Origin of the sequence: Peribacillus frigoritolerans (assembly GCF_001636405.1) — a bacterium.
Taxonomy (GTDB): Bacteria; Bacillota; Bacilli; order Bacillales; family DSM-1321; genus Peribacillus; species Peribacillus frigoritolerans.
In genome coordinates this window covers 4,477,800-4,494,723 of record NZ_KV440950.1, presented here as the reverse complement: position 1 = coordinate 4,494,723, position 16,924 = coordinate 4,477,800, and the positions used below count along the sequence as shown (strand labels likewise).

Annotated in this window: 21 protein-coding genes; 13 read left to right on the top strand and 8 right to left on the bottom strand. The window is 39.9% G+C overall.

Annotation, left to right across the window (positions count from 1 at the left end):
* Window positions 1-27: 27 nt before the first annotated feature.
* Entirely contained in the window at window positions 28-825 is a 798-nt protein-coding gene (locus A6755_RS21230; protein WP_034314728.1) for an enoyl-CoA hydratase, read from the top strand.
* Window positions 826-922: 97 nt separating this feature from the next.
* Here the strand turns inward: A6755_RS21230 and A6755_RS21225 are convergent, their stop codons facing one another.
* The gene (locus tag A6755_RS21225) at window positions 923-1,111 is read right to left on the bottom strand and encodes a YhzD family protein (protein WP_048677954.1); all 189 of its coding nucleotides are present in this window, start codon (window positions 1,109-1,111) and stop codon (window positions 923-925) included.
* A gap of 296 nt (window positions 1,112-1,407) precedes the next feature.
* Here A6755_RS21225 and cysK point away from each other — a divergent pair, with 296 nt between their 5' ends.
* From cysK to A6755_RS21185, 8 genes are all read left to right on the top strand, one after another.
* Window positions 1,408-2,331 carry a cysteine synthase A gene (gene cysK, locus A6755_RS21220; RefSeq protein WP_034314721.1) on the top strand — a complete coding sequence of 308 codons (924 nt, stop codon included), beginning with the start codon at window positions 1,408-1,410 and terminating at the stop codon, window positions 2,329-2,331.
* 178 nt (window positions 2,332-2,509) lie between these two features.
* Window positions 2,510-3,712, top strand: coding sequence for a metallophosphoesterase family protein (locus tag A6755_RS21215; protein WP_244889757.1), 1,203 nt, complete (start codon window positions 2,510-2,512; stop codon window positions 3,710-3,712).
* 21 nt (window positions 3,713-3,733) lie between these two features.
* Window positions 3,734-6,763 (top strand): ATP-binding protein, encoded by a 3,030-nt coding sequence (locus A6755_RS21210; RefSeq protein ID WP_063591873.1) that lies wholly within the window; start codon window positions 3,734-3,736, stop codon window positions 6,761-6,763.
* Between the two features lie 25 nt (window positions 6,764-6,788).
* The gene (locus tag A6755_RS21205; protein WP_063591872.1) at window positions 6,789-7,202 is read left to right on the top strand and encodes a hypothetical protein; all 414 of its coding nucleotides are present in this window, start codon (window positions 6,789-6,791) and stop codon (window positions 7,200-7,202) included.
* A gap of 312 nt (window positions 7,203-7,514) precedes the next feature.
* A complete protein-coding gene (locus tag A6755_RS21200) occupies window positions 7,515-8,339 on the top strand; it encodes an ABC transporter ATP-binding protein (RefSeq protein ID WP_034314715.1) in 825 nt (274 codons plus the stop codon).
* Window positions 8,332-9,030, top strand: a complete 699-nt coding sequence (locus A6755_RS21195; protein ID WP_063591871.1) for a (2Fe-2S)-binding protein — start codon at window positions 8,332-8,334, stop codon at window positions 9,028-9,030. The genes A6755_RS21200 and A6755_RS21195 overlap by 8 nt, the downstream gene beginning before the upstream one ends.
* 178 nt (window positions 9,031-9,208) lie before the next feature.
* Window positions 9,209-10,147 carry a 3'-5' exoribonuclease YhaM gene (yhaM, locus tag A6755_RS21190; protein WP_063591870.1) on the top strand — a complete coding sequence of 313 codons (939 nt, stop codon included), beginning with the start codon at window positions 9,209-9,211 and terminating at the stop codon, window positions 10,145-10,147.
* A gap of 99 nt (window positions 10,148-10,246) precedes the next feature.
* Window positions 10,247-10,429: a sporulation YhaL family protein gene (locus A6755_RS21185; RefSeq protein WP_312008979.1), complete on the top strand. Its 183-nt coding sequence runs from the start codon at window positions 10,247-10,249 to the stop codon at window positions 10,427-10,429.
* 54 nt (window positions 10,430-10,483) lie between these two features.
* On the opposite strand, the gene A6755_RS21180 is transcribed toward A6755_RS21185, so the two are convergent.
* Entirely contained in the window at window positions 10,484-11,350 is an 867-nt protein-coding gene (locus A6755_RS21180; RefSeq protein WP_034314704.1) for a peptidylprolyl isomerase, read from the bottom strand.
* A gap of 200 nt (window positions 11,351-11,550) precedes the next feature.
* Between A6755_RS21180 and A6755_RS26390 the strand changes: the two genes are divergently transcribed.
* A complete protein-coding gene (locus tag A6755_RS26390; protein ID WP_034314701.1) occupies window positions 11,551-11,634 on the top strand; it encodes a YjcZ family sporulation protein in 84 nt (27 codons plus the stop codon).
* Between the two features lie 185 nt (window positions 11,635-11,819).
* Window positions 11,820-11,903, top strand: a complete 84-nt coding sequence (locus A6755_RS21175) for a YjcZ family sporulation protein (protein WP_034314699.1) — start codon at window positions 11,820-11,822, stop codon at window positions 11,901-11,903.
* A 111-nt stretch (window positions 11,904-12,014) separates the two neighbouring features.
* Here A6755_RS21175 and A6755_RS27775 read toward each other — a convergent pair whose 3' ends face one another.
* Both A6755_RS27775 and A6755_RS28370 read right to left on the bottom strand, forming a co-directional pair.
* Entirely contained in the window at window positions 12,015-12,197 is a 183-nt protein-coding gene (locus tag A6755_RS27775; protein WP_034314696.1) for a hypothetical protein, read from the bottom strand.
* A gap of 108 nt (window positions 12,198-12,305) precedes the next feature.
* Window positions 12,306-12,692, bottom strand: a complete 387-nt coding sequence (locus A6755_RS28370) for a DUF3267 domain-containing protein (RefSeq protein ID WP_377307421.1) — start codon at window positions 12,690-12,692, stop codon at window positions 12,306-12,308.
* A gap of 385 nt (window positions 12,693-13,077) precedes the next feature.
* Here A6755_RS28370 and A6755_RS21160 point away from each other — a divergent pair, with 385 nt between their 5' ends.
* On the top strand, window positions 13,078-13,404 hold the full coding sequence (locus tag A6755_RS21160) for a DUF1878 family protein (protein WP_053534080.1): 327 nt from the start codon (window positions 13,078-13,080) through the stop codon (window positions 13,402-13,404).
* Between the two features lie 2 nt (window positions 13,405-13,406).
* Here the strand turns inward: A6755_RS21160 and A6755_RS21155 are convergent, their stop codons facing one another.
* The gene (locus A6755_RS21155) at window positions 13,407-13,985 is read right to left on the bottom strand and encodes an HTH-type transcriptional regulator Hpr (RefSeq protein WP_034314691.1); all 579 of its coding nucleotides are present in this window, start codon (window positions 13,983-13,985) and stop codon (window positions 13,407-13,409) included.
* A gap of 182 nt (window positions 13,986-14,167) precedes the next feature.
* The gene (locus tag A6755_RS21150; protein ID WP_034314689.1) at window positions 14,168-14,533 is read right to left on the bottom strand and encodes a YtxH domain-containing protein; all 366 of its coding nucleotides are present in this window, start codon (window positions 14,531-14,533) and stop codon (window positions 14,168-14,170) included.
* A 310-nt stretch (window positions 14,534-14,843) separates the two neighbouring features.
* On the opposite strand from A6755_RS21150, the gene yhzF reads away from it, so the two are divergent.
* Window positions 14,844-15,023, top strand: a complete 180-nt coding sequence (gene yhzF, locus A6755_RS28455) for a membrane protein YhzF (RefSeq protein ID WP_034314687.1) — start codon at window positions 14,844-14,846, stop codon at window positions 15,021-15,023.
* Window positions 15,024-15,122: 99 nt separating this feature from the next.
* Here the strand turns inward: yhzF and A6755_RS21140 are convergent, their stop codons facing one another.
* Entirely contained in the window at window positions 15,123-15,641 is a 519-nt protein-coding gene (locus tag A6755_RS21140) for a tryptophan transporter (protein ID WP_034314684.1), read from the bottom strand.
* A 126-nt stretch (window positions 15,642-15,767) separates the two neighbouring features.
* Window positions 15,768-16,871, bottom strand: coding sequence for a 3-phosphoserine/phosphohydroxythreonine transaminase (gene serC / locus A6755_RS21135; RefSeq protein ID WP_034314681.1), 1,104 nt, complete (start codon window positions 16,869-16,871; stop codon window positions 15,768-15,770).
* Window positions 16,872-16,924: the final 53 nt, after the last annotated feature.

The window sequence follows — 16,924 nt, the reverse complement described above, 5'->3', positions numbered from 1 at the left end:
TCATAGAACGAAAGAGGAGGAAATAAATTGAGTATTGAATCGACATCACCTGCAGGCACGGTTTTAGTCACATATTCGGACAGGACGGCCACTGTTGCAATGAACCGTCCAGAGGCAATGAATTCTCTAAATCCGAAAATGCTGCATGATTTCATTAATGCCCTGAAGGAAGTGAGCGAGAATGATGAAGTGGACGTCGTCATTTTAAAAGGGAATGGGAAAGCGTTTTCCGCTGGTGGTGACATTAAGATGATGCTCTCGCCTGGAAAAGAAAACGCTTTCGATGAGCTGATGGATGGAATCAGTGAATTGGTGACCACCCTATACTTCATGCCTAAATTGACCATCAGTGCCATTCATGGTGCAGCTGCAGGACTAGGGCTGAGTATAGCTCTTGCAACGGATCATCTTATTGCCGATTCGGAAAGTAAGGTTGCGATGAATTTCATCGGGATTGGATTGATCCCTGATGGCGGCGGACACTTCTTCCTTGAACGCCGTCTTGGTGAAGTGGGTGCGAAAGAATTGATCTGGGAAGGTAAAGTGCTTACAGCGCTTGAAGCAAAAGAAAAGGGCCTCATTCATGAAGTGGCAGACGGAACCTTGGAACATGCGGTAGAGAAAAAAGTGCAATCTTGGCTGCAAAGTCCGGTGCAGGCCATGATTAAAACGAAAAAGATCCTTAGTGAAAAAAATCGCCCGCTATTAATTAAGATGCTTGAGATTGAAAAAGCTGCTCAGATGAAAATGCGCCAAACAGCGGATCACCAAGAGGGAATAAAAGCGTTCGTGGAAAAAAGGAAACCGAACTTCATTGGAAAATGAACAAGAAAGGCCGTCACTTTCCAGTGACGGCCTTTTTTATATAAGGAAAGTATGGAAAACTTGATCATATTTTTTGTGATTGCGCTTCCATTTTCAATCAGCGATGAAAAAGCAATAAAGCGCCTGAAGGCGATGTACAGCGATGTGTTTGATCTTGATAGTTTTTTTCCTTCAATAGATTTTGCCCCAATTCTTTTGCTTGTTCATCATTCTCGGCTGTAAATGATTCATCCAATAGTTTTTCCCCTGACGGTTCAAAAACGGTTAATTTGTATATTCTGCTCATTTTCAAAAACTCCCTTATCAAAAATGTTATCAACTGTTATAAAAATTTTATCATTATCTGTCAATTTTGACTATTGTTATGTGAGTGAATCTATTAAGACAAGGAATATTGATACATAGCTGAATATCTTGAAAAAGTAACTATATCGAACTAACTTCTCGTTTTTTTCCTTTAAGCTTGGAAAGAATGAAAACAAAACCTATTTATACTAGAGGAATTCTCTCTTTAAAATGAAAAATCATAAATGATATAATAAACTTGAGTGAAAGTGCATGGATCGAAGGGGGTTTTTTTGAATGACGGTAAAAATCGTTAATAATATCACTGAATTGATAGGAGATACACCTGTTGTTAGGATTAATCATTTAACAGCGGAGGATGACGCTGAGGTATTCGTGAAACTTGAGTATTTCAATCCGAGCCGCAGTGTAAAAGATCGGGCTGCCTTCAATTTAATTAGGCAGGCAGAATTGGATGGTATCATTCAAGCCGGGGCTACGATCATAGAACCAACATCAGGGAATACAGGTATTGGGCTTGCCATGAATGCCGCGGCTAAGGGGTATCGGGCGATTATGGTCATGCCGGATAATATGTCGAAAGAAAGAATCAATATATTAAAGGCATACGGAGCGGAAGTTGTCCTCACCCCTGCATCAGAGCGGATGCCGGGAGCCATTCGTAAAGCCGAGGAGCTCGCAGCAGAGATTCCTAATAGCTTTATTCCGCAGCAATTCGAAAACCAAGCCAATCCTGATATTCACAGAGTGACGACAGCAGTCGAGATTCTGGATCAGATGGATGGAGACCTGGATGTTTTTGTCGCTACTGCTGGAACGGGAGGAACGATAACCGGTACAGGTGAAGCCTTGAAAGAACATCTGCCGGATTTAAGGGTTGTCGTTGTCGAGCCTAAGGGTTCCCCAGTCCTTTCCGGAGGAAAGCCTGGTCCCCACAAGTTAGTGGGTACGAGCCCTGGTTTTATCCCTAGCATCTTAAATACAGAGGTATTTGATGAAATCGTTCAAGCGGCTGATGAAGATGCGATTTCCACCATGAAGGATATGGCTTCGAAGGAAGGGATATTGATTGGGCCTTCAGGAGGTGCCTCTGTCTGGACTGCCCTGCAGGAAGCCCGTCGTCTTGGAAGTGGAAAACGAGTATTATGCATTGCACCGGATAATGGTGAACGCTATTTAAGTATGGATATCTTTAATTGATGAAAAAGACCGGATGCCGTGAATGAAACAATGTTCGCCATTCGGTCTTTTTCCTGTTGAATTTGCCCATACTGCATGATGACGCATTAAAATAATAATGTATGGGAAAGTATGTTCTGCTCATGTTAAAATTGAATATGAAATATTGAAAGAAATCGAGGTGACACTTTTGAGCGGTGTGAAGTTCATTCATGCGGCAGATCTCCATCTGGATAGTCCCTTTTCAGGGTTGAAGGATATGCCGTCATCTATATTAAAGGAATTAAGGGAAAGTCCGTTTAAAGCTTTTCAAACTATCATTAATGAGGCAATTACCCGTCAGGTTGACTTTATCGTGTTATCGGGGGATCTATTTGATGGGGAAAATCGGAGTCTCAGGACACAGGTCCGCTTTCGGACCGAAATGGAAAAACTCCAGCAGCATCAGATCCCTGCCTATATCATTCATGGTAACCATGATCATCTTAGCGGCTCATGGATTACTGTGGAGCTGCCTGAAAATGTCCATGTATTTTCAGGGCAAACCGAAGTGAAACGGTTTGAAAAAATCGATGGGACGACTGTCCATCTTTATGGATTCAGTTATCCACGCCGTCAAGTAAGGGAGAGAATGATCGAAACCTACATAAAAGCTGAAGGGGCCGATTATCATATTGGTTTGCTTCATGGGAATTTGGAAGGCAATTCCGAACATAGCCCGTACGCCCCTTTTTCATTGAAGGAACTTGCTGCCAAAGATTTCGATTACTGGGCATTAGGCCATATTCATAAACATCAGGTTGTTTCGGAAGATCCGCTTGTGATATACCCAGGAAATATTCAAGGCAGGAACAGAAAGGAGTCAGGCGTCAAAGGGTGCATGCTTATAGAATTCGATGGGGACATGAAGCACCATTCTTTTATTGAAACCTCTGAGGTAATATGGGAAAGCGAAACAATTGAACGATCCGCAGAAGGTGGATTTGATGCCCTGTTCAAGCAATGCAAGGAAGTAATTGAACGGAAGGGTTTCGATGGGAGAAGCTTTCTTTTGGAGTTGAAGCTGGATGCAGGTGATGCAGCAGGAGCTACCGGGGAATATCTTGAAGAATTGACCCGGATTTTGCAGGAAGGGGACCAAGGGGAATCATTTGTCTGGGTGTATAAAATCAAACTCATCCAGTCCATTCCTATGAATAGGTCAAATGAAAGTATATCGCCATTTCTGGCTGAGGTATCCAGGCTTGCTTCTGAATTTGATGATACGGAGGCTGCTCTTGCCCCGCTATACATTCATCAGGGAGCAAGAAGGTTTCTCGATTCAATAGAGCGGGAAGAGCAGATCGAACTGTTGGATGAAGCGGAAAGATGGCTTTTGCACATTTTTGAAGCGAATAAATGAGTGTAGGGAGGAGGAACGGATTTGATTATTAAAGACCTCCATGTTTATGGTTACGGCAAACTGGAAAATCAGCGTTTTCCTGAATTGGGACAGCTGCAGATTTTCTTTGGGGAAAATGAATCGGGCAAGTCAACCATCATGTCCTTCATTCATAGTATGCTATTTGGTTTTCCGACAAAGGTTCAAAACGAACCGCGTTACGAGCCCAAAATGCATGCCAAATATGGGGGAAGGCTCAGCCTTATAACAAAAAAAGACGGGGAAATCGTTATTGAACGTGTGAAGGGAAAAGCTACTGGTGATGTGAAATTGACCTTCGAGGATGGAAGGGTCGGCGGCGAGGAAGAATTGAATGAGATTCTTCATGGCGTTGATAAAAACTATTACCAAGCCATTTTTTCTTTCGACCTTCAAGGCCTGCAGGGATTACATACACTAAGTGAAGGTACGATGAGTAAATATCTGCTTTCAGCCGGGCTGATCGGGAATGATAAACTTCTTGAAGCCGAAACGAAATTGCAAAAAGAGCTCGATTCAAGGTTCAAGCCATCAGGCCAAAAACCTTTACTGAATGTGAAAATGAAAGAACTTAAGGAATTGCAGAAAAAGGTGAAAGCATCTGAAGAAGAACAGCGGTCATATACGGCATTACTTCAGGAAGAAGCAAAACTTAAGGAGGATCTCTCTAAAGTCACGGAAGGCATTCAAGAGATTGAAGAAAATCTTGTTAACGTAAGTGCTTTTTTGCGAATTAAACCCTTGGTTGAAGAACAGGGGGAACTAGAGGCTGAAATAAGTAAAATTCCGGATGTGAATTTTCCTGTTGATGGCTTAAAAAGACTTGAACAGCTACAGGCAGTTGGAATCCCCATGAAAGCCCAACTTGCGGCATTGACTGAGAAAATGGACAAACTTGAGGGGAAACTCACGGAAATCGAAATCAATCCTTTCATCAAGGAGCATAAAGAGCAAATTGAACATGCAATCGATCAAGGAACATTGTTGGAGAAGCTCGAGCTGGATATTAAAAAAGCGGAACACGAAAGGCTGTTGGAAGAAAAGAATATCGAAAAGGTGAAGCAGGAATTATTCTTGGATGTTTCTGATGAGGAAATAAGAAAACTGGATATCAGTACATTCATGAAGGAAAAGGTGAAAAGGGCCGAAAGGGAAAAGCATCAGCTCCAAAATGATAAAAAACAGCTCGATGAGAAATATGAACTGCAAAAGGGAAGTCTGGAAACGACAGAAGCCCGCTTGAAGGAGATAAAGGCCCAGTTACTGCCAGATGAAAAAAGAATCGAGCTGGAGTCCTTATACAACAAGCAGAATAACATCGAATTTGAAGCAGCACAATCCCTTATTCTTGATGAACAAATACTTGAACTTGAAAAGCAATTGGGATTACAGAGGAAGAAGGAAGCGGATAATCGCAAACGTTCACATATCATGAATGCCAGTTTAATAGTGCTACTATGTTTAGGTGCAATCGGAAGTTATTTCAGTGAACAGATTTTGTTGGGTGTGATACTTCTAGCCATAGCTGTTCTGTTTGCGGTTTCCAGGTATCTCTTTAAAGGTGATGATATATCGTCCGGGTATATCAGGCAATTGGATGAGATGAAAAGGAAAAGGGCTGCAATTGGGAGAGAAACCAATAAAGGAAGTGAAGGAGAGTCGATGGGGAGGCTACTTGAACTGGACCATCGTCTCCAAAGGCGCTTTGAAAGTGAAAGTTTCAAATATGAAGAAAGGGAGGAAGCGTTTGAATCGACGATTCAGGAGTATGCCGATTGGGAAGCTAGCAGGGACCGGTTGGATAAAGAATTGAGGAACATCTTAAGCGGTTGGGGTCTGTCTTATCCTGGAATGGAAATCAATCTTGAATCTGTATTTGAACTTCTTGAGAAATGGAAGGAAGCCGTTGATAGGAAATATGAAACAATCAAGAGGCATGATTTTCTCCAGGCAGAATTTGAGGGTAAATCAAAGGCTTTATTTCATTTTGCAAATAGCCTTGATTTTGAAACATCCACATGGAGGGAAGCGATTGGCCAATTGAAACGGGAGTTGAATATAGCGGTTGAATTCTCCGTTCAGTTAACGCAATGGATGCAGGAAAGAAGTCGTTTGACGAACGAAATCGAGCAGCTGACGATGGAAAATGGCTATCTTGATGCAGAAATGGAAATGCTTTTTAAGTTAGCGAAGGTCAAGGACGAGGAAGAATTCAGGCATGTCGCTGCATTGTCCGAAAAGAAAATCACCTTACAAAAGCAGCTTGATTTGATTACCATTCAAATTGGACAATCCAGAATGCTGCCTGATCAAATCCAATCTTATTTAAAACAGGGGATCAATACTTATACATTAGAAAATATAGAACAGAAACGGAAGGATTCTGTAAAGGTGAAATCCCTTTTGTTAGAGAAGCGGGCGGATGCGAAGCATAAGATAAAACAGCTTGAAGTTTCAGGGATTTATGATGATTTACTTCATCGTTTTCATGAAGAAAAAGCTGCTTTTAACGAAGAGGCGAAGGAATGGGCGAAATTGGCAATAGCCAAAAGCTTATTGAATAAAACATTGGACCGATATAAAAGGGAGCGCCTGCCGAAGGTGATCGCTGATGCCGAGCGGCATTTTTCCTTCTTAACGAATGGAAACTATCGGAAAATCATCCTTGATCAGTCGGGAGAAGGGATTTTGGTACAGCGCAGTGATGGTTTGAGTTTCAGGGTTGAAGAGGTCAGCCGCGGGACAGCTGAGCAAATTTATGTTTCCTTAAGGCTCGCACTTGCTGATCATACTTTTGAAAATGATTCATTCCCTCTCATCATTGATGATAGTTTCGTCAATTTTGATGCGGAAAGGACAAAACGGATGCTTGAGTTATTGAAAAAAGTTTCGGAAAAGCGGCAAATCTTATTTTTTACATGCCACCGATATATAATGGAGCACTTTAGTGAAAATCAAGTGATTCGTCTATCCAGCCCCGTATTGCGCCAAAATATGAATGATTTGATCATCCCGAAATATAATGGGTATTAAACTATAGATAAAGAGAGTGAAGTCATTGAATAGGAATGAGTTTGTAAGCCGCCATGATTCTTCTTTGGAGTTAATCATCGAAAAGGAGTTTCCAGGTAAACGATGTGTTGGGGGAAAATATTCTGCCGTAGGTCATAGCATCACTTTATATGAGAGAGATATTGAAATTCAGTGTGAACGCTCCCTAGGCTCGCTTTCAAGGCTTGAGGAATATACATGGGTGATTCTCACACATGAGATGGGGCACGCATTAGACCCCGATCTTGCTGTGCTTAGTGAGGAGCTGCACCGTACAGGAAAATCAGAAATCCTTTATCAAATAGAGGTCAATGCATGGAATATTGCAAAAGGAATAATTCCTTTTATCGATCACGATTTATTTACCTTCATTAGGGATGAATCCCTGGAACATTGTACAAATCGCCTGCTTGTCGGTTAAAAGGCTCTCCATATGGAGGGCTCTTTTTATTTTCCGCTAAATGGAGTTTGAAAATTCCGATAGTAATTCGCAGAGGGGGAGAATGGACTATCGTTCGGAAGCTACAGGCAGTGATGAATGAAAGTATAATGTGCTGGTTTTTTTAGATTAATGTTTCCAAAGGAAGCTTCATATCTTTAAAGGAGCATTCACTTTAATGAATCATTTAAGAGGAATGGGACATGGAGTTATGGTTTATATTCCTTTTTAAGATTGACAGTGAGAATCATTTTCATTAAAATGGTATTATTAGACTAAAAGGGGAGTATTTTAATGCGACCAGCTATTAACACTCAGTCTTTATCGCTCGGTTATGGTGATAAATTAATAATAAATGATATGAATATAGAAATACCCAAAGGGGAGATCACCGTATTCATCGGTGCTAATGGATGTGGAAAATCAACACTTCTTAGGTCTGTAGCCCGATTGTTAAAACCTCAATCCGGCTCGGTCTTGCTCGAAGGCAAAGCGATCTCAACCATGCCATCGAAGGATGTAGCGAGAAAGATGGCGATTCTTCCGCAATCCCCGGTTGCTCCTGAAGGGCTTACCGTCTATCAACTTGTTAAACAAGGAAGATACCCTTATCAAAGTTGGTTGAAACAGTGGAGTTCCGTGGATGAAGAAAAAGTTCAAAAGGCGATTGAAGCAACGAATCTGACCGATTTAAAGGATCAGGCAGTCGATGAATTATCGGGAGGGCAGAAGCAACGGGCATGGATAGCCATGACGCTTGCTCAGGATACGGATGTCATTTTGTTGGATGAACCGACTACATATCTTGATATGACCCATCAAATCGAGATTTTGGACTTATTGTTCGACTTGAATGAGTTTGAGAACCGAACGATCGTGATGGTGCTTCATGATTTGAATTTAGCTTGCCGTTATGCGGATAATCTGGTGGCACTTAAAAATGGGGCGATACATGCTCAAGGACGGCCAGAGGATATCATCACGCCTGAATTGGTAAAGCATGTATTCAGCATGGAATGTCAAATATCCTTTGATCCAATTTTTGGCAGTCCCATGTGCGTCCCGTTTGGTAAAGGGCGCTACGCACAAACTCAGATAAAAGCGCTGGCCAATGCATAACCTTACACCATCCATTGAAAAAGAACTTCAGGGATACCGGATATCCTTTCGAGATGAAGCCAAAGTTTCCAAGACCTTCAATCATGCTGATGAGCTTATTCAGTATGCACAAGCCCGGACTGGGGCGGAAACGTCAAGGATAGCCATTTCAATGTGGTTCAGACGCTATGCTTTTTTTGTCACGGCACAATTGTACATGTTAAGTAAACATCGGCTTATTTGGGAAGGCACACTTCAGGACTTTGGTGTTTTGGATGATCCGGAAGATGAGCATTGGCTCCCGAATTTTTTGCTGAAAACCAACAGTTGGAGCCATGTCTCGGAAAAGGAAAGCCCTTCTGCCCTCCATTCCATATTGAACAGCTTTGGTGCTGATGCCATTCGCTTCTTTTCCGGAACTGCTAAAATATCGAAACTAGTACTTTGGGAAAATATTTGGAGCTATACGGTATGGATGTATAGTGAGTTATTGAAGCAAACTGATATAAAGACGCGAGTTGAAAAGGACATTGAAATGCTTCTTGAAGATGAAGTATGGCTGAATATTGAAACGCGTTCCCCCTTTAAACGATTCATTGGGGAAAAAAGTGTTCCGGAGTCCATGAACCATTATAAACGGGTGACATGCTGTTTATATTACCGAATTGATGGCCAGGAGAAGTGCGCGTATTGTCCGAACAAAAACTGTTGAAATAGATTTGATTGGAGAGCCAGGCTTGGGATCAAGCCTGGTTTTCTTGTGGAGTGATAAGAGACGGCAAAGCTTTGGCTTTTCCTGTCCAATGTCTATCACTTATTAACGAAAACTAAACGCACTAACGAGATTGGTATGTTATAATGTTGATATTTAATTGAACGGAGGCAGTCGCATGGGAAATGGGATCATACACTACGGAATTGGTGAAGTAGTAGATATATATATGTACATTAAAACGAGTACAAAAGCGGTGGCAAGTAATGGAAAGCCGTTTTTAACATTGATTTTGTGCGATAAAACCGGGGAGATAGAGGCAAAGCTATGGGATGTTTCCGAGGCTGATGAGAAAACATACTGTGCGGAAGCAACAGTGAAAGTCCAAGGGGAAGTCCAAAATTATCGAGGACGCAGCCAATTGAAAATCCGTAATATTAGAATTACTTCAGATACTGACGGGGTCACGAAAGCCGATTTAATTCAAACGGCGCCTTTAAGTCAGGAAGAAATGATGGAAACCATCACTCAATACATTTTTGAAATGAGGAATCCGAATATCCAAAGGGTGACTAGGCATCTCATTAAAAAATATCAGAATGAATTCCTGACGTTCCCGGCTGCCACCAAGAACCATCATGAGTATATGTCGGGACTGGCCTATCATGTTGTATCGATGCTAGGGCTGGCTAAGGCCATTTCAACCCTATATCCTTCCCTCAATAAGGATCTTTTGTATGCAGGGGTCATTCTGCATGACCTTGGAAAGGTGCATGAGTTATCTGGACCTGTTTCGACTGTTTATACAGTGGAAGGGAACTTGTTGGGACATATCACCATCATGGTGAATGAAGTCGGTAAAGCTGCAGAGGAATTGGGCATTGAAGCGGAAGAAATCATGATTCTCAAGCACTTGATATTAAGCCACCATGGTAAAGCTGAGTGGGGCAGTCCCAAGCCGCCGATGGTTAGGGAAGCGGAAGTTCTGCATTATATTGATAATATGGATGCCAAGATAAATATGATGGACCGCGCCTTGGAAAAAGTGAAGCCGGGTGAATTTACGGAAAGAGTCTTCGCGCTCGATAATCGTTCATTCTATAAACCGACATTTTAATGAAATATGCTTCTTTCTCGATGGAGAAAGAAGCATATTTTTTTTGTTCGAGCATATTCTCTAGTAAATGAATAGTAGATTTTTTGGGAGGGAATGGACATGCCAATTTGGATCTGGTTCGTGTTTATTGGAATAATTGTCAGTGCAATCATGTCAATTTGGACAGCTAGGCAGGATCGCCTCATAGATGATGCTTGGATTGAAAAGGAAGGTCAGAAATACATTGAACGCATGGAAGAAGAGCGTGAGAGGCGTAAAAAGGATATAAATCAAGGAGCATAGCCCGAATGATGAAAAAAAGCGACAGGTAAAGTCCTGTCGCTTTTTACTATTTAATTATTTTTCAGCTTTGGCTGCGTCACCAGAAGTGATGGCATCTTTTAAATCTTTATCTTTAATCTTCACGTCCGCCTTTTTGACTTCTGAATTCAGAATGTCCTGAACTTTAGTTTGGTCAATTTGAGCGACTTTCAAATCATATTCAAGATCTTTTTTCATATCTTTGTATGATTCTTTTTCTTTTGTATCAAGAAGTTGGATGATGTGGTAGCCATAATCGGATTTAATCGGCTTGCTGATTTCATCTTTCTTCATTTTGTAAGCTTGCTCTTCAAATGCAGGAACCATTTCACCTTGTCCGAACCAGCCTAGCTCCCCGCCTTTTTCAGCTGTTCCTGTGTCCGTTGAATATTCTTTAGCAAGTTTGGCAAAGTCTTCACCTTTGTCCAATTTAGCTTTAACTTCATTGGCCGTTTTTTCGTCTTCCACGAGAATATGTCTCGCTTTGATTTGTGGTTTATAGTCTTCATAAGCTTTTTTCACATCAGCTTCTTTAACTTTTATATCGGCAACGGCTGCTTTTTCTTGAAGCATGCCGATTTTAAGTGCACGTTTAAGATCAGCTTCGCTCTTATATCCGGAAGAGGCCAGGGCCGTTTCGAAATTTTCACCCATTTGCGCTTTAAGTTCGTCCGTTTTAGCTTTAACTTCTTTATCCGTTACTGTATATTTTTCAGAAAGAACTTTTTCATAAACAAGTTCTTGAAGAACGGTTTCACCATAACGGTCTTTCATTACATTATAAAATTCTTCTTTGGTTATATCCCCCGCTTTAGTTTCCACGACTGCTTCCTTGTCGCTGTTGCATGCTGTAAGTCCGATCAGCCCTGCAGTAACAGCAATCGATAATGCCCACTTCTTCATAAAAACAACTCCTAGTTATAAGTTTCTGGTTTGCTATTTTTTCGTATTTCCACAAAATTAACTATAACATATTCTGGTTACTTTACAAAAAATAATATATTGGTGCATGAATAAGATTTTTTTGAAAAATGGGTGTACGCCTACCCGGATATTAATCCATTACATATGATAAATCGAGGACAACAAAAGGGGGTAGCATAATGGGTAATGGATTTAACGGAGGCTTCGCTTTGTTAGTGGTGTTATTCATTTTATTAATAATTGTAGGAGCAGCCTATTGCTAATCGGCTGCAAAATTACTAATGGAAAGAGCCCACTCCTTTTGCCATGGAGTTGAATAGGATAGGGTAGCCGCTCAACAAAAAAGATTTAAGTGATTTTCAAGCTATGAAAGGAATGGATTCCTTTTGGCGGATATAAGAGTGTGCATTAAATTATTCTTACTTAAGAATGGAAAGGAGGAAGATCAATGTCTGGAGGAATAGGTGGAGGCTTTGCTCTAATTGTCGTTCTTTTCATCCTGTTAGTCATCATTGGGGCTTCTTGGTTATAAAACCATAAACAAAAGGCGAAGCTATTGCTTCGCCCTTTTTCTTTATGTGGATAATGCTCCGGGTATCACCAATGTATGTAACAAATCATGGACATCATTTGTTGCTCATCTCTACGTATACAAAATTTCAATATAGGAGGATAATAACATAATAGTAATTAATACATTAATGGTCCTGAATACTTTAGGCTGCCGGTCTTCAGCAATTTCCTTTTGAATGCATAAAGAGTTTGTCATTCTATTAATATTATAAAGGATCAAAATAGCAAAAATAATAAACCAGAACGAGATCAAAACCTAAAATCCCTCCTTGCAAAACATCATGTATAAATACGATACCAAATTATAATGAAAAAAGATACCTAAAAATCTTAGCAGTCATCATTATGAATGAATAAGGAATCACTTTTGAATAAGTATATCGTATCCTTCGAGGTGTTCCTCGATAAAAGAATGCCTTGGGGAACCAACAAGGTTTTTTATATAAATAAAATCCGATACGCATAAGCCGGTGTGCAGGGATAACAAAATAGTGAAATAATGGATGTAATGCGGAAAACTGAGGGCACAACCAATCAATGTGGCAGACATAATGACGAAAGGCAACACAAGGGTCAAGAGATAAAGATGCTTTCGAATCGGAACATGCACATTGACTCTGCATGTCAACACCAGGTTCCACTTCAAGGACCATGAAGTTTTCACTTTTTTACATAATAATCGTAAAGGTAAATAGTGTAATAGTTTGTGAACAGGATATAATAAGAGCAATAGGCTAAAAAATACCATTGTTTGATCGCCATACAAAATAACATGGGTTGAAAAGACACTTAATAATGTATAGATCAGAACAAAAGACATCAATATAGTAAAAACTGAAAAAAAGAGCAGACGGCAATTCCCATATTGTTTTGCCACGTCAATTGTTTTCCACGAATTCATTTCGAAATCAGCCCTCCAAAGCTGTTGAATATACTTACATACATTACGATGAATGGGTGGAAAAAGCAATGGAATTCTTGGATTATGTTTAAGATGAAATCACTTTGGTGAGTAAGCATGCAATGGGCAGGTTTTGAAATGGGGATCAGGCGGATTACCGAATGGGAAAAATCAAAAATTGGTTATAAGTCTTTTATGTTAAATTGAATGATTGAATGGGGATTAGTGATGTATGAAAAATATAAATGAAGAAATGGAAATACTCCGTTTTCATCAACGGCTTTTATTAAACCTTATACGCAATCCGGAGGCCAAGTTGGACTATCTATTTGTGGAAAAAAATTTCACGAAGAAGGAAGCGGAAGAATTATTGGAAACATGTGATATCTTGAGCAAACGCTATGAAATAGAAAAAGCGGAAGGGTATATGAACTTTCGACCGCTTTTTAATCAATTTGAAAGAAAGGTTAATCCAAAAATAACTACAAAGGAATGCATTGATGCATGCATCTCACAAGGTTTATATGTATCATTCATGAAGGAAATGGATAGAGTATGAGATTAAACTGGCTCAGTTTCTTTCTCTATCTTTTTTTTTGTGATTTTACCCTCCACGTCCGTAAACTCCTGATCGATGTTATCGAAGGATCGTTCAAAGATTTGCATGAAGTCTTCACCGTATATATTTCGGATGATGGCCATCATTTCAATCATATCCGGAAACTTGCCATAAAGCTCACGCAATGGAAGTGCACCCGAGAAAGCGGAGTTCTTACTTGGGTCGTATGTCTCCATTAAATCAAGGAGAATTTTTTCACCTTCCGCTGTAATCTCTATATACGTATTCCTTTTGTCATTTTCCTTTTTTGAAAATGTTAAGTATCCGCGTTCCTCTAATTTTTTTGAAAAGTTAAATGCGGTAGAAACATGCATGACCCCAAATTTTGCAACATCTGAAATGGAAGATCCATTAAGATGGTAAGCAATCCAAAGAATATGGTGCTCATTGATGTTTAAATCATAGGGCTTGATCCATTGCTGCCAATCTTTTTCAATCGATTTCCATAATGCTTTGCTTAATTGTGCAATTCGTTGACTAAAAATCATTGCTTCTTTCATAGAATAATTTTTATTCTGCATATTATGGGCTCACCTACTTATAAGATTCTATATATTTATTATGACAATAAAATAAAAATTAATAAAGAAAAATATTTGCGAAATTTTTAGAAAATTTTAGTTTTTTTATGAATTCTCCATTCTTCTCCAATAAATCATGTAATTTATTGGGAAAAATGGAGAATCAAGTTTGTGTGACGATGTCAGCTATTTTTAGAAGTAGGGGCGGCCGCTTCCAATTCTTTCAATGAATTTTCAATTTCCTGAACGTTCTTCAATAATTCATTCTTATTGGGTTCGATTTCCCGCTTCCAGTTCTCGATGACGACCTGAACATCCGAAATGAATGTTTTTACCGTTTCTTTGCTTATTTGTGAAGCTTCCATCGTGTCATCTTTAATATTCTGCATTTTTACCTTTAATTCATCAATTGTAGTCTTAATTTCGTCGGTATTCGTCTTGATGCGGGCCCGTAGGTCTTTACCTGAACTTGGTGTCGAAAGTAAGGTTGCCGCACCAGCTACTACTGTTCCGGTCAAAAAGCCAATTAGTAATGATTTTGCTTTCATTAGGATCACCTCATTTTATAATATGTTTTCGCTTTCCATGGTCTGAATCCCTGCTGCATCAATTGGAAATTATGATAAATAGGGAGAGAAATACTATTGATATCAAAATACCATAATTTTCATCCTTATGGAAGAGAATCGACCATTTTATCTTTATATCACAAAAATATTTTTTTAAACTTAGAGAGTAAATATATAATATTTAAAAATAACTTGAAGCTTTAATAATAATGCTTCATATAAAGGGAAGAGCAGCATATAGATAATAAAAACAAGCTGTCGGAACTTGGATGGCACTGGTGGGTTAATAATGAAAATCATTTTTTTATTAGGCCTGGTATGCCTGTGCGGAATGGGGTATTTTCTAAGGCAAGCTAAATCTCCTGGCATCTATCCGCCTAGGAGGGTGCTCCAGGCTAGAGCCTTCGCTATGGGTCTCCCCGGGGTTTTACTGCTTTTCATTTGGTTTATGTGGATATTGATTCATTGACCATTGGAGGATGATTCTGACTAGAATTCCAGATTCATATGATTGGAAAAAAAAGCACCGGACAGTCCGGTGCTTTTTTAGGTATGATGATCCTGCTGCTTAAGCATTAATGGGTATATTTGATTTTCTTACTATGCCGTTCACAATTGGATAAATGATGACCATCGCAACTGTATTTAACAATACGGCAGGAAGCACAACAGCTCCGAAAAGTGCAACGAAAGGCCCTGGAAGGGAAACGATATAATAAGCCGAACCAAGGAAGACAGCGCCGGAAATCAATGTTCCAACGGCAGTCAAGATACTGACGGTGACAACGGATGTTGAAAACTTCTTTAGACTGATGAATAAAAGGTAAAACAGAAAGGCTGTTGCCAATTTGTCTATGATATTTGGGATCTGTCCTGCTGGAAATGTAGTTGTCATGGCAGAGATGGCTCCTGCTGCCAGGGCGACAATGAATACATTCTTCTTAGCGGGAAACAGGGTAATCGCCAAAAACATCATCAACAGCATCATATCCGGTTTCATTCCAAGGAAGAATCCAGGTACGATAAAATGCAGGGCAGCCCCAATCCCGATTAATAGGGACAGTGACACAAGGGTTTTCGTTTTCATTTACTCATCTCTCCTATTCTCATCTCAACTAACAGCTTTTCTTCAACAATGCACTATTGCTTGTTGCAAGAAGTTTAAAATAGTATATCATAAGACCTATTTTTTTAGAAGTTATATTTGTTTGAATTAATGAGTTTGAGCTTCCTTCGCTTTATACGATTCCTGGAATTTCTTCATGAAATCAGCAAGGTCCTGGCAATGGGATAGAGGGACCGCATTATAGATGGATGCTCTGCAGCCGCCGATGGAACGGTGACCGTTCAGTCCTACGAATCCGGCTTCCTTCACTTCTTTAAGGAATTGCACTTCAGCTTCTTCAGACGGAAGCGTGAATGTTACATTCATTAATGAACGGCTGTCCGGTAGGGCATGGCCTTTATAAAAACCATCACTGCCGTCGATGGCATCGTAAATGACTTTTGCTTTTTCTTCGTTGATTTCAGCAATCTTTTCCACTCCGCCCTGATCTTTTGCCCAATCCAACACAAGGGACAATAAGTAAATGGCCAATGTCGGAGGAGTGTTGTATAAAGAATTATTTTTCGAATGGATCGAATAGTTCATCATGGATGGGATTTTGTCATTATCCGTTATTAAATCTTTACGGATGATAACGACTGTGATTCCCGACGGACCTAGATTCTTTTGTGCACCAGCATAGATGATGCCGAATTTACTAATATCAATCTTTTTGCTGAGAATATCACTCGACATATCAGCTACTAGGGGAATGTTGCCTGTTTCCGGGAAATCCTTCCACTGTGTTCCGTAAATCGTATTATTGCTTGTGATATGAAGATAGGCAGCATCGTCATTCAATTTGATATCTTCCACTTTAGGGATGAACGTATATTTTTCATCTTTGGATGAAGCGACTACGGCCGTTTCACCAACCTTTTTGGCTTCTTTTAATGCTTTTTCCGACCAAGAACCAGTGAGGACATAATCTGCCCTTTTTCCATCTTTCAAAATGTTCATGGGAATCATGGAAAATTGTAGACTTGCCCCTCCTTGCAGCAGGAGAACTTCATAATTTTCAGGAATTTCCATAAGATCTTTTAATGATTGAATGGCATGGTTATGAATCTTTTCGAATTCGGAACTTCTATGGCTTAATTCCATGACAGACATACCGGAATCCTCAATATTCAACCATTCGTTTTGGGCTCTTTGTAAAACTTCTAAAGGAAGGGCGGCTGGCCCAGCGTTAAAATTACGTGCACGTTTCAATTTTTTTCCTCCTATGCGACTATGTGATAAAGTATTTGAGACTATTCATATAT

Bases quoted from the DNA above. Each gene is read 5' to 3' on its own strand.
- A6755_RS21225 (WP_048677954.1), bottom strand. From the start codon at position 1,111: ATGAGCAGAATATACAAATTAACCGTTTTTGAACCGTCAGGGGAAAAA.
- cysK (WP_034314721.1), top strand. From the start codon at position 1,408: ATGACGGTAAAAATCGTTAATAATATCACTGAATTGATAGGAGATACA.
- A6755_RS21200 (WP_034314715.1), top strand. From the start codon at position 7,515: ATGCGACCAGCTATTAACACTCAGTCTTTATCGCTCGGTTATGGTGAT.
- A6755_RS21195 (WP_063591871.1), top strand. From the start codon at position 8,332: ATGCATAACCTTACACCATCCATTGAAAAAGAACTTCAGGGATACCGG.
- yhaM (WP_063591870.1), top strand. From the start codon at position 9,209: ATGGGAAATGGGATCATACACTACGGAATTGGTGAAGTAGTAGATATA.
- A6755_RS21185 (WP_312008979.1), top strand. From the start codon at position 10,247: ATGCCAATTTGGATCTGGTTCGTGTTTATTGGAATAATTGTCAGTGCA.
- A6755_RS21180 (WP_034314704.1), bottom strand. From the start codon at position 11,350: ATGAAGAAGTGGGCATTATCGATTGCTGTTACTGCAGGGCTGATCGGA.
- A6755_RS26390 (WP_034314701.1), top strand. From the start codon at position 11,551: ATGGGTAATGGATTTAACGGAGGCTTCGCTTTGTTAGTGGTGTTATTC.
- A6755_RS21175 (WP_034314699.1), top strand. From the start codon at position 11,820: ATGTCTGGAGGAATAGGTGGAGGCTTTGCTCTAATTGTCGTTCTTTTC.
- A6755_RS28370 (WP_377307421.1), bottom strand. From the start codon at position 12,692: ATGGTATTTTTTAGCCTATTGCTCTTATTATATCCTGTTCACAAACTA.
- A6755_RS21160 (WP_053534080.1), top strand. From the start codon at position 13,078: ATGAAAAATATAAATGAAGAAATGGAAATACTCCGTTTTCATCAACGG.
- A6755_RS21155 (WP_034314691.1), bottom strand. From the start codon at position 13,985: ATGCAGAATAAAAATTATTCTATGAAAGAAGCAATGATTTTTAGTCAA.
- A6755_RS21150 (WP_034314689.1), bottom strand. From the start codon at position 14,533: ATGAAAGCAAAATCATTACTAATTGGCTTTTTGACCGGAACAGTAGTA.
- yhzF (WP_034314687.1), top strand. From the start codon at position 14,844: ATGAAAATCATTTTTTTATTAGGCCTGGTATGCCTGTGCGGAATGGGG.
- A6755_RS21140 (WP_034314684.1), bottom strand. From the start codon at position 15,641: ATGAAAACGAAAACCCTTGTGTCACTGTCCCTATTAATCGGGATTGGG.